Raw genomic sequence first — 13,957 nt, forward strand, 5'->3', positions numbered from 1 at the left:
GATGTCCCGCTCCACCCCCGTCACCTACGGCGGATGGCAGTCCGAGCGCAGTGGCTTCATGGGACGGCTCTCCGGGACCGGCTTCGCCCTCGTCGTGGGCGGATGCGTGCTGCTGCTCACGCCGGTCAACCTCGGCAGCTGGACGGCCGCGTCCGTGTGCCTGCCCCCGGCCGCCGTGCTGTTCGCGCTCGCCTTCGGCCGGGTGCTCGGCCTGAGCGCCGACGAATGGGTCCTTCTCGCAGTAAGGCATCAGATCAACGTGGCCACCAGGCGCAACCTCTTCCAGTCCGGGGCGTTCGCCCCTCGCTCGAGGACGACCGGACAGCAGCCGATGGACCTGCCCGGCGTGCTGGCCCGGCTCCGCTTCCTGGAGGCCCCCGACGGCCTCGGCGGCACCCTGGGCGCCTCCTACGACCCGGTGGCGAACACCTACACGGCGGTGGCCCGCATCACCTTCCCCGGCCTGGCGCTCATCGACAGCGACCGGCAGACCGCCCGGGTCGCGGCGTGGGCGGGTTTCCTGCGCGGCTTCTGCACCGAGGACTCGCCGATCGTCCGGCTCGCCGTGCACCAGCGGTGCCTGCCCGACGACGGCGCGGCGCTGCGTTCCTGGACCCACCGGCATCTGGCGGCGGACGCCCCCAAGGAGGCCGTCGCCGCACTCATGGAGTTGATGGAGGGCGCCGGCCCCGCCACCACCACCCGCGAGACCTATCTGTCGGTCACCTTGTCCGCGTCCAAGTCCCGGCTGGCCGTCAAGGGCGCCGGCGGCGGGCAGGCCGGAGCAGCCGCGGTTCTGGTGCGCGAGCTGCACGCGATGCACAGCTCGCTGTCCTCGGCGAGCCTGCAGGTCGTCGAGTGGCTCGCCCCACGCGCCCTGGCCCAAGTGGTGCGTACCGCGTACGACCCGGAGGCGCAGTTGATGCTCGCCACCCGCAACGCCGCCGCCCAGGCGCCGGATTGGCAGGGCCTGGAAGCCGGCGTGGCCCCCGAGCTGGCGGGCCCCGCGTATGCCGAGACCGACTGGGGCACCTACCGCCACGACGGCGCGTGGACCGTTTCCTACCAGGTCCGCACCTGGCCGCAGGCGGACGTGTACGCCACCTTCCTGCAGCCGCTGCTGCGGCCCCGGCAGAATGCCCGCCGCAGCCTGAGCATCGTCTACGAGCCGACCGGACCCCGCCGGGCCCGTCAGGATCTCGCCCGTGAGAAGGCCAAGCGGGAGTCCGCCCGCACACTGCGCGCCAGGACCGGCCAGGACGAGTCCGCCGACGAGCTGCTCGAGTCCCGGAAAGCCAGGGCGCAGGACGTCGCCCGCGCCTCCGGCCAGGGCGTCGTGCGGCTCACCGCGGTGCTCGCCGTCACCGTCACCGACCTGGGCGAACTCGAGACCGCCTGCGCCGAGCTGCAGGCGGATGCGGCCGCCTCCGGACTGGAGCTGCGCCGCATGTGGGGCGCCCAGGACGTCGGCTTCGCGGCCGCCGCGCTGCCGTTGGGCCAGGGACTGCCGGATCGGAGGATCGGGTTCTGATGCCGCTGTCGTTCAAGCGCCGCGACGCCGGCGACAGCTCGCTGAAGGCGTCCGGGTTCGGCGAGGCCACCGGCCTGGAGCAACGGCCCGCACAGGCGCCGGTGACGGCGCCGAGCGCCCGCGACCAGCGGCGCGCGAGGCTGCTCGAAGACCCCGGGACGGTCATGCGGGTCGCTCCCGGTAAGGGCTGGGCACAGCCGTACGCGGGGCGTGCCGCCTCACTGCCCCGCGTCGAGGCCGTTCGCGCGGACACCGCCAATGCCGCCGGTGCCTACCCCTTCCTGCACGCCGCCTCCCTCCCGCCCGTGGGTGCGTACATCGGGCAGAACACTCTGACCACCGAGGCGTTCAGCGCGCACCCGGCGGTGTGGGTGAAGGAAGGGCTGTGCACCAACCCCAACGTGATGATCACCGGTATCCCCGGCAGCGGGAAGAGCGCGCACATCAAAGCGCTGTGCTTCAGGCTGATGGCGTTCGGCCACCGGGCCCTCATCGCGGGTGACGTGAAGGGCGAGTACGCCGCTCTCTGCCGCCACCTGGGCGTGGAACCGGTCCGGCTCGGCCCCGGCCTGCCCGGCCGCGTCAACCCGCTGGACGCCGGACCCCTCGGCCAGGGCCTGGACAGGATCAGCGACCCGGGCGAGCTGAACAACCGGCTCAGGGAGATCCACCGCAGGCGACTGACCCTGGTCAAAGCCCTGCTGGAGCTACAGCTGCGCCGCACCCTGCTGCCGCAGGAGGAAGAGGCCCTCGACGTCGCCGTACGCGAGGTCACCGGCGAACTGCACGGGCAGACGCGGCTGGAAACCCCCACGCTGCCGCTCGTCTACGACAAGCTGCGCGACCCCACGGACGCCATGGCCGCGGAGCTGCGCGTGCGTGACGGCGAAGTGCAGCGGGCCCGCGAGCAGATGGAATCCATCCGCTCCGCCCTCGGCGCCATGGTCAACGGTCACGTTGCCGGACTCTTCGACGACCGGACCAGCATCGGCCTGGACTGGGACGCTCCGATCCAGAGCGTCGACGTCTCCGCCCTCGAGCAGTACGGCGACGAAACCGTGGCCATGGTCCTCACCTGTGTCTCGTCCTGGGCGCAAGCCGCGATCGACCGGCCCGGCAACCGGCCGTGGATCGTGGTGCGCGACGAGCTGTGGCGGCAGATGCGCTCCGGCGGGGCCTCCCAGGTCAAGAAGATCGACGCCGATCTGCGGCTGAGCCGCGCGAGCGGGACCATCCAGGTTCTCGCCACCCACCGCCTGAGCGATTTCGAAGGGGTCGGCGCAGCCGGATCCGAGGCCGTGAACATCGCCAAGGACCTCATCAGCTCGTGCGAGACCCGCATCCAGCTCGCCCAGGACACCCGCCCGCTTGCCATCACCCGCGAGGCGATCGGCCTGACCGACGCCGAATGCGACCTGATCGGCTCCTGGGGCGCAGGGCAGCGCGGCCGGGCCCTGTGGAAGGTCGGCCGCGGCGGAGGCTCGCACGCGGTGCAGCTGATGCTCTCCCGCACCGAGGAACAGCTCTTCGAGACCGACGAGAAGATGGTGATCTAGCTATGGCCGGCAAGCCCGCGGGCAGCGGGCTCGACGACAACACGCTGCTCACCGCGTACGGTGCGGGCCTCGCTGTCGCTCTCGGCGGGGCGGTGCTGCTGGCCGGACCGCTGGCCGCACTGCTGGCCGGGCGCGGCTGGGCGCGCTCCGGCGCGAGCCTGCCGGAGACCGTGCTGCGCGCCGTGGTCGACGGGCCCGGTTCGGTTTTCACCCCGGCCCCGCCCGGATGGCTGTTCTATCCGCTGGTCGCGGTGCTGCTGCTGACGTTCTTCCTGCTGCTGCTCAAGGCCGTCACCAAGCTGAACCTCGGCGGCGGGTCCACCGGCGGCGCGCAGTGGGGCGGCGCGAAGGTCGAGCGCAGGCTCAAGGCCCCGCAGGACCCAGTCCGGCGGGCCAACCGCATCACCGCCGGCCGCGGCGTGCACACGGGCACGATCGTGGCCGCGCAGCCCAACATCTCGGCGACCGTGTTCGGCGTGCCCGGCAGCAGCAAGACCACCGGCCTGGTTCTGCCCAACGCCGCGGAATGGCAGGGCCCTCTGGTGGTGACCACCACCAAGGCCACCGACCTCGACATCGTCTACGCCCGCCGCCGCGCCCTCGGCCCCGTCTGGGTGATCGCCCCCGCGGGCATCCCGGGCCGGGAGACCGACAAGTGGTCGCCGGTTGAGTACTGCACCGACGCCAAGGCCGCCGACCGCATGGCCGCCTGGATGGCCGAGTCGTCGGCGTCCGGTGACAGCAAGCGGGCCGCGCCCTGGATCGACCAGGCCAAGAACGTTCTCAAGGGCGTGCTTCTCGCCGCGAACCTCTCCGGCGGCGGCATCAACACCATGCGCCGCTGGCTCTCCCTGGGCAAGGACGCCGTCGACCACGTCCGCTCCGTACTCCAGCAGCACGGCTACACCGAGGTGGCCGACGACTACGCCTCTCCCTGGCTGCGCCTGCACGAGGACGGCATCGGCTCCATCCAGTTCAGCCTCAACGTCCTCGCCCGCGTCTACGCCGACGAGGAGGTCCGCGAGACCTGCGCCGGCACCGACTTCACCGTCGAGGATCTGCTGACCAGGAACGGCACCGTGTGCCTGATCGCCTCCGAGGCCGACGCGGAACGCTTCGCCCCGCTGCTGACCTCGATCATCGCCTCGATCATCCACGGCGCCGAAGTCGCCTACAACACCACGGGCAGGCCCCTCGACCCCGCACTCGGCGTGCTGGTCGACGAGGCGGGCAACATGCTGCGCTACCCGCGCCTGCCCAACATCCTCACCACCGGCCGCGGCATGGGCATCGTCGTCCTGACGGTGTGGCACGACCTGTCCCAGCTGCGCGACCGGCTCGGCACGCAGAAGGCCAACACCGTGCTCTCCGCGAGCGGTCTGCGCATGCTGCTGCCCGGCTGCGGCGACCTGGAGACCCTGCGGTACTTCTCCGGCCTGTACGGCCGCACCGAGACCCTGCGCACCTCGCACGGCCGCTCCCGCGGCGAGTTCACCACCAACACCTCACCCATGGAAACCGACCTCGCGCCGGTCCACTCCCTGCAGCAGCTGAAGGAGTTCACCGCGATCGCCCAATACTCCAACCAGCCCCCGATCAAGGTGAAAATGCGGCTGACCTTCCGCGACCGTGACCTGAAGCGGCTGCTGGCAGTACCCCGGTCGGTCGCCGGGTACGGGCGGGAGACGCTTGACAGGGCCGGGGCGTCCGCGACGGAAGAGGCGAGCCGTGACTGACTTCCCGGACAACCCGGCGGCTCTGTGGCCCTCCGTACCGCCGCCGCCGCAGACCGAAGCGCCCCAGCCGCAGGGCTGGGTGTGGTCGGCCATGGCACCCCCCGAACGCCGTGTGCGGCTCCGCGAACTGCGTACCTGGGTGGAGTGGCTGCGCCACACCGCCGAGCTGCACAACGAGATCCCGTTGTGCTGGTACCGGCACCGCTGGGCGAGAGAGATGCTCACGGCCCTCTACGTGGGCTGGCTGCGCACCTACGAGGGTGAGAAGACACCGGGACGCGAGCTCGCCGAGGCCGAGTGGATCAACACGCTGCACGCCTTCAAGCCGCACATGAAGCTCCCCGCCTGCGTCGGCGGCCACCAGGAGCCTCCGCTGCCCCCGCCGCCGGACCTGAAAGCCGACGAGGAGTGGGAGCTGTACCTGGCCACCTCCGCCGACATTACCGATCCGGCGATGCACCCGGCCGAGGCGGAGGTACGGCGGATGACCGCCGAGCTTGACCCACCGCTGTAGCGCAGTGCATGCCTCCCGGCACGGTCGAAGGCCAGGACGAACCTCGAGGAGGAACGTGGGATGCGCTTCGCTGCCCGTAGCGGACGCTGAGCCGCGCTACCCGTCCGTGTGGTTCGGCGATCTGCCGGTTATCCACAGCCCGCGGCCGTCGTTGGTTCGAAGTGGGACCCTCGCGGAAAAGCCGCAGCCACCGCATCGGTGGTGTGGCCAGGCCGACAGGAGGAATCGCGGCAATGACGCAGCCGACCATCACCGACCTCGACACCGCCTTGGATGCCGATGAGGGCGACGCCGTGCTCTCCGCCGCCTGGGACGCGTTCGACGTCGTAGGCCGACTGGCGGCTGCCCTCGCCGTCGACGAAGGTAGCGATGAGATCCAGGCCATGCTCGCCCGCATCAAGTGCACGGAAGGTCGTCGCCTGCTGTCACCACCTGAGAACGGCCAGCCCTTGGAGACGCCAAATGTGTGTCCCGGCCGGGCCTGGCTCGAACCGTACGGGGCGCTGCTGCGCCACGTCGAAGTGGCGCTACGCCGACTGGCTTCCGTGCCGGAATGGGCGGAGGACGTAAAGTCGCTCAACGTCGTGGCCGGCTACGCGGCAGTTGCCGCAGATCACCTCATGACCGTGCGGCAGGACGGCGGTGAGGCCTCATGACGGTTACGCTCGGAGAGCTCTACGACGTCGTTCACCAACGCCTCCACCAGGTCACCTCCGTGCCCAGAGACGATCCTTTCGCGCATGCCCTCGCGCTCAGACAAGTCGAAGCACTGATCGGGCACGTGCATCTCCTGCTTCGTAGGCCGGGCGACCGTATCGATGCCGCTGCCGATAACACCTTCCGCCACCTCTACCACGCCCGACGAGCGCTTGGCGGCGCCGCTCGCTGGCTGCCGTCGGTCGCCCCGGACAGCGCAAGGAACGACGGCCCGCTCGGCTCGGCAGTGGAGGCCAGCGGGGCGGTCGTCGACCTCATTCGTGGTCATCGCGACACCAGCGGCGCTCCGGTCACCCCGTACGCGCTCGCTTTCACCACCCGCTCCGCGCAGGCATACCATCTGCGTCACGCTTCCAGAATGCTCCATTCCGCGGGCCGGATCGTGCACACCGTGAGCGAGGTGTCCGGTTGGAACGCTTCGGTCAGGCTGCAGACCGCTCACGCCTCCCTGCAGTACGCGTCGGTCCAGGCCTGGCACACCAGCGCCGGGGCGGATTTGACGCTGGCGGCTTTTCCCCAAGCTCTACCGCTCACCCCGGTCCCCGCCTTGCCCACCGATCCGCTCACTCAGGCCGCCGGTCTGATCCGGGACGACTGCGAACAGCTGTCCCGCGCCGCCTATGAGACCCTCCACGGCCGCTCCGTTCAGCCCTTCAGCGGATCCGACCTGCAGCTGATCGCTCAGTGGCGGTCCCTGGGCACCATGCTCGCAGGGCGGCTCCTGGTACAGGCCGCTGCTGAGGCACCGAACGGGATGGGCCCCGCGCTCAGAAGCTGCGCGGACCACTTCCGAAAAGCCGCCCGCGCGTGGATGGATGTCCAGGAACGCTGGGACCGTGTCGTCGATGTGGGTGACCCCCGGGCCCGTCCCCGGCTCCCCCAGCCGAGCTACGAGATGGTGCGCCGAGGCCAGACTTTCCGCATGCCCCAGGGGAGGGCCCCGCACCCGGCCGTGGAGATCGCAGGAGCGACGCTCCTGCGTGCAGGGCGGTTACTTTTCGGCGGCGACTGGATTCCCGACCCCGCGAGCAGCCCGCCCCGAGCAAGGCCGGCACAGGAGATTGTGGCTGATTCGGGAGGTATTGCCGAACTGGCCCAGACCGTATATCGCCTCACCGTCGCAGACTGGCAGATGGCGGTGGCCGCACCCCAGGCCGTAACGGCCATCGAACACCGTCTGATCACTGACGTCCCCGAGCACCGCCCCGCCGGCCAGCCGTACCGCTTCTACCAGCTCCACGACCATCAACTAGAGCGCCTCCGCAACTCATTCCAGCAGGTCTGTACCGCTCAGCAGGCGGCAGCACGAAGCTTGCTGGCCACTGCTTCCGTGATCGGCATGGACACCAACCGTGCCGCTCTCGACGCGGCGGCCCACCGGCACATCACCGCCCAGAACTGGGCCCCGGTTTCTGCCCCGGCCCCCACCACGCGGAGCGCGATCGCACGAGGAACCACCGCGCCCCCGCCCACCACGCTAGGGAGAGGCGCGCGCTTGTGAGCCGAGGCCTGCGTCACGCCGTTCAGGCCGACGGGTCCGTGCACTTGCAGCAGATCGAAGCTGCCGTCGAGGCGGTGTCAGAGCCATCACGCGAGGAGGTACTTCCTGGTCCCGTCGCCTCCGGTGGCGAACGCCTGCAGGCCATCGCCGAGGCGGCTGTGTTCCGGGTACGGGCGGAGAGTCGGGCCGGTGCCCGGCCGAACCCGCCGACGGAGGAATGGCATGAATCGCTGGAGGGTCGCGCGCTGGCCCGGGCCGCGGCGGCGCCCTCCCGGGAGCAGCGGGTTCTGCCGCTGTGGACCGGAAACGACCTGCCGACCGGTCCCTGGCGCAAAGAGGATGGAGTTCTCTACGACGCCTATGGTGTCCCTCAGTGGCGGCTCAAGGCGGCACTCAGGATGCAGCCGCCCGCAGAAGCGTCCGTCGAGGACAGCCCGGTTGCCCGGGGAGCCGACGTATATGAACCCGTCGATCTCAGGCAGGCCTTCATCTCCACGTTCGCCCAGGCTTGGGCCGATATCGTCCCGCCCGAACACGACACGGTCGAGGATCTGCTTGAAGCCGTCGACGTGCCGCTGCGCGAGCTGGAGGAGCAGTGGCAGAGGGCCGTACCCGCCTCTCGGGCGGACGGCGAACGGCAAAGCGTGCCCGCCCGACCTGACCACGACAACCCCATACTTCCTCGGCGTAATCCGGAGCCGGTTGCCGTAGCCCTGCGGCAGGCCGACACTCACACAGCCGCGCTGCAAAATCTCCCGGAATGGCAGCGACTGCAAACCGTCCGGGGCGCCACCACTCACCTGTGGAACGTGCTCCGCGAACGGGCGGGGGAGTACTTCGGTCAGTTGCACGCCGACCTTCGCGTACAGGGCTTCTGGCGCACGGTCTCCATCCGCGCCACCACAGCGATCAGCAACTGCGCGCAGGCTCTCGCCAACCGGGTACGTCGCGGCCTTCGCGGCGGTGACCTGCCCACCGCCGAGGCCCTGCTCAAGCTCAGCGAGGCGGCCCTCTCCTACAGCACCCCCGACATCCCGCGTCCCGACCACCCGCTCTCGGAAGCCGCCAGCGGCAACGTCGACGAGATGCGGCAGCTGCGCACCATCCTGCGGACCGGTGCCCCGGTCTCTTATAGGACGCGGGAGGAGGCAGTGCATGCCTGCCGGGGGGTCGCCGAAGCCTTCCAGGCATGGCGGGAGACCCCCATGGGTCAGGAACTGACCGCTTCCTCGGAGCATCCCCGGGTGGTCGCCTTCAGGCAGGCGTGGCAGCGGCTGCCTGAAGCAGACCTGCCCGACGGCCCTGGCACAGCGGCCGGCCCCTACAGTGACGTCGGCCGCAGCGCCCAGACCCTGGTGGAGCGGGCCGAGGCCGCGAACGTTCAGCGGGCCCAGGCGGGACGGCCGCCCCGCTTCGTACCAGCCGATGTGGACGCACTGCGGGCCGTCGCCACATTGGCCGATCACCACGGCGGCCGGCTCGCGGTCACCCTGCCGCCCGAACTCACCCGCTCCGCGTTCCGCCGGACGCCCGGACTGCATACGGCCGCGCCGTTCCCCAGGGCCGTCACTCCGACGAGGTCGGCAGTTCGGGCTACGACGGCAGTACGTCCGCTGCCCGCGTTTCGAGACCCGCAGTGATCACAGAACAGCGGCCTTTTGGGCAGGGGCAGATACAACTCGGGGGCGGCCGCGTTCCCCTACCGCTGCGGACCCCGTTGTCCTCCTGCTACTACACGTCTTCGTCCGGTCTTCCAAACTCACATCACCCTAAGTCCTATTTGTCGGATTCTGCGAAAGTCGCTGAAAACACGCTTCTGCGACCATAGACTCCCAGGTCAAACAGTCTGCTCCCCGCACCCGCGGGGATGGTCCCCAGTCGACCGCGTCCGGCTCCCCGGTCACCGTCTGCTCCCCGCACCCGCGGGGATGGTCCCGAGATCGCGCGGCTCACCCGCCGCTCGCAGCGCTGCTCCCCGCACCCGCGGGGATGGTCCCATCATCGACGTCATCGTCCAGATGATCGGGAACTGCTCCCCGCACCCGCGGGGATGGTCCCGGGTGCTCCCGTGGTAAGTGGTGAGGTGGTAGCTGCTCCCCGCACCCGCGGGGATGGTCCCCGAGGTACCGCTTACGGCACGTCGGTTCACGGCTGCTCCCCGCACCCGCGGGGATGGTCCCGGTCACTGCCTGGACTCTCAAGCTGCGCGACACTGCTCCCCGCACCCGCGGGGATGGTGCCCGCATCACGGACCGCTGGACGACGGCGTTGGCCTGCTCCCCGCACCCGCGGGGATGGTCCCCATGCGCGAGTCATAGTGTCTACAAACTGGGTCTGCTTCCCGCACCCGCGGGGATGGTCCCAAGGCGTCGCACACGCAAGCGGTGAGCTTTTCCTGCTCCCCGCACCCGCGGGGATGGTCCCACCGGGTCGTATGAAATCCGACGCTACAAGGGCTGCTCCCCGCACCCGCGGGGATGGTCCCATCGAGCGCGGCGCCTTCGCCAAGGTCAACCGCTGCTCCCCGCACCCGCGGGGATGGTCCCGAGGGCCGTAGAGCGCCGAGACCGTGATTGGGCTGCTCCCCGCACCCGCGGGGATGGTCCCCTGGAAGCGCCTCGACACCGGCACCACCAAGGCTGCTCCCCGCACCCGCGGGGATGGTCCCTGGTTCAGCACGCGGAGCTGGTGGCCCGAGAGCTGCTCCCCGCACCCGCGGGGATGGTCCCAACCATGACCCGCACAGGCATAGGTCCCCCTACTGCTCCCCGCACCCCCGGGGATGGTCCCACGGCTTACCTCCGTGTAGTCGGTGTCAGGGCCTGCTCCCCGCACCCGCGGGGATGGTCCCCCGGCCCGCGGCTACTCACCGGGGTTTACATGCTGCTCCCCGCACCCGCGGGGATGGTCTTTCCAGGCCGCGACCGCCCGCGGCAAGAGTCAGCTGCTCCCCGCACCCGCGGGGGTGGTCCCCCCCCCCGACACGGTGGCGCGCCGGCGGATGGACGCCTGCTCCCCGCACCCGCGGGGATGGTCCCCGGATGTCCCAGACCTACAGGGACCGCCGTACCTGCTCCCCGCACCCGCGGGGATGGTCCCTTCCTCGACCTCATGGCGTTGGACGACACGCTCTGCTCCCCGCACCCGCGGGGATGGTCACTCGGGCGGTGAACGACGCAGGCGCGGTGGTACCGACCACCGTACGGTCCACATGGCGTGGTCCCGCACCACCGCTGTCGTCACGTGAAAGTCCTTCCGCGGCCCCCAGCGTCAACGCCTCGAATCCATATGGACGGAGTGACCGCCCGTGGCGTTACACCTGGGGAGACACGCAGGAACGCCCGCCGTGGCGGGGGTTCCTGGGCCGGGGAGGGGCATCTACCAGCCGTCTCCGGCTGTCAGGGACGGTGCCACGGCTCGGTCGGGCGCCAGGGTTCGGGCGCGGGGGGCAGTTTGCTGAACGCGGGCAGAGGAACACGTTCGGCACGGGAAGCGGAGTCCTGGCCGGTCTCAGCCGCGGCGGCCTGGTGGTCGTCGGCAATTCCGGCCGGGATCCACTCATGGCCGTTCCATTCCTGGATGCCGCGCGGCACATCAGGGTCGACGTGGCTTCCTCGTTCTGCCTGCTCCCCGAGCGGGACCGCGCGGCGTTCCCCGGGCCTGGGGCGCTGTTGTTCTCGGTGCGCTGCCCACTCATCGAGGGGTTCGTCTTCCATCGGGGCGCTTCCTCCCTTGTCGGTTCTGGTCCGGTTTGTCGCGCCGACCCATCGCCGTGGGCTGTGCGGAATTACAGCGTGGCGGTCCATCCATCGCGTGACAGGGTCGTCTCCCCTTCAGGAGTGATGGTGACCTGGGCGCCGTACACGGGGAGCCTGCCCTGCTCAAGCCATCGCCAACGGATCTGTTCGAGGATGTCGTACAGGCGGCGCGGACCGCCCTGGTAGACGGTAGTGGTGTGCTCGCCGCGCGCGGTGTGGGCGCGGGCCCAGGAGCCGTCAGGGTGCAGCATCCAGGCCATGCGGCTGCCGTCGTCCGACATGCCGTTGCGGTGCTCGATGCCGGGCGCGGTCAGGGAGAGCATGGACCATACTTCCCAGGCCTGCATGACGTCGAGGACGGGGAAGGGGGAGACGGAGACCTCGCCTTCGGTGTGGTGGGCCGTGGTGAACACGTCGTTGAGGGCCGGGGGGTAGTCGTCGCCGGTCCGGGTGGTCATGAACGATCCACGGTCCCACTCCACGCGCCCAGCGGCGCCGCCGTCTTCGGTCTTGTCCGCGGTGATGATCAGGCCGGTACCGGCGAGAGTGGTGACCAGGCGCCCACCGGGGGCGAGAGCGGCCAGCCACGAGGCGGGAATGCGGGGCATCGACACCATGGACACGATCCGGTCGAAGACGCCCGGCAGCTCCTCGCCGCCGGCGTCTGCGGTGACGACGGTGGGATGCCGGCCTATGCGGTCGAGGCGCTGCGCGGCTGCTTCGGTGAGGTAGGGGTCGACGTCCAGTGTCGTCACTAGGTCGTCGCCGAGTCGCTGGCAGGCCAGGGCGGCACTGTATCCGGAGCCGGTGGCCACGTCCAGCAGCCGCACGCCCGGGGTGAGGCGGCCGTGTTCGAGCATCGTCAAGACCAGGCTGGGCAGGGTGGAGGACGAGGTCGGATGCCCGATGACCGGCGGGTACGGGCGCGCATGGTCGGCGTGTACCGCGCCGATACGGGTGACCAGCGTGGTGTCCACGTACGCGGCCGCAGCCCACGCCGACTCATCGGACGGCCCGTCGACAACGATCCACCCCTTCGGGGTGGACCTGTACCAGCGCTCCACCAGCAGATGCCGGGGCGTCTCCTTGACCGGCACCCACCAGCTGGAACCCGGATAGGTGACCCGGGCTGCGAGCGCGGCCGCGTGCGGCTTCCAGTCCATCAGATGACTCCTTGCAGGTCGTCGGCGATTGCCTCGGCGATCGGCAGGCCAGTCGCGCCCTGGATCCAGTCCCACTGGCCACACGGATTCACCTCAAGGAACGTCCACTCTCCCCCGGGGTCCACGATGAAGTCTGCCGCGCCGTAGCGAAGTTGCAGCCGCTCTGCCAGGCGGCGCACACCCGCGGCGACATCGTCCGGGACCGTCGTCGTGGTGTACGAAAGTGCTCCGTAGTCGCTGCGCCAGTCCTCGTACGAGGCTTCACTACCAGCGTGGATCGCGGCGGCGAACATCCGCTCCCCAACCACCGTCAGCCGCACCTCATGGTCCTTGCTGACCCACCCTTGGAACAGGTGCGCGGTGGTGTCGATCCCGCGCAGATCCTCCAGGTCGGGCAAGGTCAGGCGCTGCGTATAGACGGCTTTGAGGTGGCCGTCTTCGATCAGCACGGGCGAGGCGACCGGCTTGCACACGATCGGCCCGCCGATCTCCGTGGCGAATGCCACCACGTCCTGCGGCCGGTTGGTGATCAGGGTGCGCGGGATACGGAGGCCGCACGCGCGGGCGGCAGCGAGCTGCACCGGCTTGAACTCGGCGCGCGCCATGGCGGTGGGGTGGTTCACCCAGCGGCATTCCAGTGCGGACAGCACCCCGCCCAGGCCGGCGCGGGCCTGCGCGGAGGCGAACCTCTTCTCCGGGCCGGACATCCCCTCGGGGAAGCGGAACGCCCCAGGGGCGCGGTAGTACACCGCGCCGACCCGGGACAGCTCCACCGTCCGGTGCTCGGTGAAGAGTTCGCCCGTCCACGCGCTTGCCTGGTCGATCCTTCCGGCCAGGGTGAGCCGCTGCGGGAAGTCGGCGGTGTCCATGCGGAACACCTCCACCCCGCGGCGCTCCAGCTCCACGACGATCCGGTCCGTGGGCCAGTCGTCGGAAGCGGCGATGATCAGGACGGGCGAGGGCATCAGTCCTTCGCCCCCTCGTCCAGCGGCGGCGGGTTGCTCGTCGAGCCGTCCGGCACGGTCGGCGAGTGCGTGTTCGCCATGCAGGTCAGCAGGCCGCCGTCGTCGGAGATGTTGACCTGCCGGCCGTGGTCGTAGACGTGTGCCGGGATTCGGGTGGCGCCGGTGGAGTCAGGCGTACGCGCGAACCGCAGCGCCCACGGCCTCGTAGCCGGAGCCGACGGGGCCTCCTCGCTGTAGGGGGTCCGGCCTCCGGGCAGAGTGAGAGGGAACGCCTCGCGCTCCGGTGCTGTCGTCACAGTCCTACTTCCCTTCGTTTCGTGTGTGCGATGGGGTGGGCGGGCCTGCTGCAGAGGTGGAGTCAGAGGACTCCGTGGGCCCGCCCCACGCCGGCCGCCTGTCCTTCGGTGTGGCCGACCGGCGCGTCTGGGCCCGGCGCGGGGCGGTAACTGTTCCGTGGGGGAACACGGATCGGGTAGTTCGTCCCCGCGCCGGGGGTCTTGCCTGTCCGGTGGCCCG

General features: G+C 70.4%; 11 protein-coding genes and 1 CRISPR repeat array. Of the genes, 7 read left to right on the forward strand and 4 right to left on the reverse strand.

What is annotated here, in order from left to right; translation table 11 throughout:
* Position 1: 1 nt before the first annotated feature.
* The 7 genes from IE172_RS26455 to IE172_RS26485 all read left to right on the forward strand — a co-directional run bounded on the left by IE172_RS26455 (position 2) and on the right by IE172_RS26485 (position 9,195).
* On the forward strand, positions 2-1,531 hold the full coding sequence (locus tag IE172_RS26455) for an SCO6880 family protein (protein WP_190099821.1): 1,530 nt from the start codon (positions 2-4) through the stop codon (positions 1,529-1,531).
* Positions 1,531-3,087 carry a putative type IV secretion/conjugal transfer ATPase gene (locus IE172_RS26460; protein WP_190099822.1) on the forward strand — a complete coding sequence of 519 codons (1,557 nt, stop codon included), beginning with the start codon at positions 1,531-1,533 and terminating at the stop codon, positions 3,085-3,087. Before IE172_RS26455 ends, IE172_RS26460 begins: the two co-directional genes overlap by 1 nt.
* A 2-nt stretch (positions 3,088-3,089) precedes the next feature.
* Positions 3,090-4,823 (forward strand): type IV secretory system conjugative DNA transfer family protein, encoded by a 1,734-nt coding sequence (locus IE172_RS26465; protein ID WP_190099823.1) that lies wholly within the window; start codon positions 3,090-3,092, stop codon positions 4,821-4,823.
* The gene (locus IE172_RS26470; protein ID WP_229886420.1) at positions 4,816-5,337 is read left to right on the forward strand and encodes a hypothetical protein; all 522 of its coding nucleotides are present in this window, start codon (positions 4,816-4,818) and stop codon (positions 5,335-5,337) included. The genes IE172_RS26465 and IE172_RS26470 overlap by 8 nt, the downstream gene beginning before the upstream one ends.
* A 233-nt stretch (positions 5,338-5,570) precedes the next feature.
* Positions 5,571-5,993: a hypothetical protein gene (locus IE172_RS26475; RefSeq protein WP_190099824.1), complete on the forward strand. Its 423-nt coding sequence runs from the start codon at positions 5,571-5,573 to the stop codon at positions 5,991-5,993.
* Entirely contained in the window at positions 5,990-7,555 is a 1,566-nt protein-coding gene (locus IE172_RS26480) for a hypothetical protein (protein WP_190099825.1), read from the forward strand. Before IE172_RS26475 ends, IE172_RS26480 begins: the two co-directional genes overlap by 4 nt.
* A 44-nt stretch (positions 7,556-7,599) precedes the next feature.
* Positions 7,600-9,195: a hypothetical protein gene (locus IE172_RS26485; protein WP_190099826.1), complete on the forward strand. Its 1,596-nt coding sequence runs from the start codon at positions 7,600-7,602 to the stop codon at positions 9,193-9,195.
* 206 nt (positions 9,196-9,401) lie between these two features.
* Positions 9,402-10,715: a CRISPR direct-repeat array (repeat unit 29 nt; unit sequence CTGCTCCCCGCACCCGCGGGGATGGTCCC).
* A gap of 238 nt (positions 10,716-10,953) precedes the next feature.
* Here IE172_RS26485 and IE172_RS26490 read toward each other — a convergent pair.
* The 4 genes from IE172_RS26490 to tgmA form a co-directional block, all read right to left on the reverse strand.
* Positions 10,954-11,271 carry a DUF6087 family protein gene (locus IE172_RS26490; protein ID WP_190099827.1) on the reverse strand — a complete coding sequence of 106 codons (318 nt, stop codon included), beginning with the start codon at positions 11,269-11,271 and terminating at the stop codon, positions 10,954-10,956.
* A gap of 71 nt (positions 11,272-11,342) precedes the next feature.
* Positions 11,343-12,476, reverse strand: coding sequence for a methyltransferase domain-containing protein (locus tag IE172_RS26495; protein WP_190099828.1), 1,134 nt, complete (start codon positions 12,474-12,476; stop codon positions 11,343-11,345).
* Positions 12,476-13,441 (reverse strand): ATP-grasp ribosomal peptide maturase, encoded by a 966-nt coding sequence (gene tgmB, locus IE172_RS26500; protein WP_190099829.1) that lies wholly within the window; start codon positions 13,439-13,441, stop codon positions 12,476-12,478. Before tgmB ends, IE172_RS26495 begins: the two co-directional genes overlap by 1 nt.
* Positions 13,441-13,737 carry a putative ATP-grasp-modified RiPP gene (tgmA, locus tag IE172_RS26505; protein ID WP_190099830.1) on the reverse strand — a complete coding sequence of 99 codons (297 nt, stop codon included), beginning with the start codon at positions 13,735-13,737 and terminating at the stop codon, positions 13,441-13,443. Before tgmA ends, tgmB begins: the two co-directional genes overlap by 1 nt.
* Between the last annotated feature and the right edge of the window lie 220 nt (positions 13,738-13,957).

It is taken from the genome of Streptomyces griseoflavus, assembly GCF_014649995.1.
Lineage (GTDB): Bacteria > Actinomycetota > Actinomycetes > Streptomycetales > Streptomycetaceae > Streptomyces > Streptomyces griseoflavus.

What these genes read in the sequence shown, in the direction of transcription:
- IE172_RS26455 (WP_190099821.1), top strand. Translation starts at nt 2, where the DNA reads ATGTCCCGCTCCACCCCCGTCACCTACGGCGGATGGCAGTCCGAGCGC.
- IE172_RS26460 (WP_190099822.1), top strand. Translation starts at nt 1,531, where the DNA reads ATGCCGCTGTCGTTCAAGCGCCGCGACGCCGGCGACAGCTCGCTGAAG.
- IE172_RS26465 (WP_190099823.1), top strand. Translation starts at nt 3,090, where the DNA reads ATGGCCGGCAAGCCCGCGGGCAGCGGGCTCGACGACAACACGCTGCTC.
- IE172_RS26475 (WP_190099824.1), top strand. Translation starts at nt 5,571, where the DNA reads ATGACGCAGCCGACCATCACCGACCTCGACACCGCCTTGGATGCCGAT.
- IE172_RS26480 (WP_190099825.1), top strand. Translation starts at nt 5,990, where the DNA reads ATGACGGTTACGCTCGGAGAGCTCTACGACGTCGTTCACCAACGCCTC.
- IE172_RS26490 (WP_190099827.1), bottom strand. Translation starts at nt 11,271, where the DNA reads ATGGAAGACGAACCCCTCGATGAGTGGGCAGCGCACCGAGAACAACAG.
- IE172_RS26495 (WP_190099828.1), bottom strand. Translation starts at nt 12,476, where the DNA reads ATGGACTGGAAGCCGCACGCGGCCGCGCTCGCAGCCCGGGTCACCTAT.
- tgmB (WP_190099829.1), bottom strand. Translation starts at nt 13,441, where the DNA reads ATGCCCTCGCCCGTCCTGATCATCGCCGCTTCCGACGACTGGCCCACG.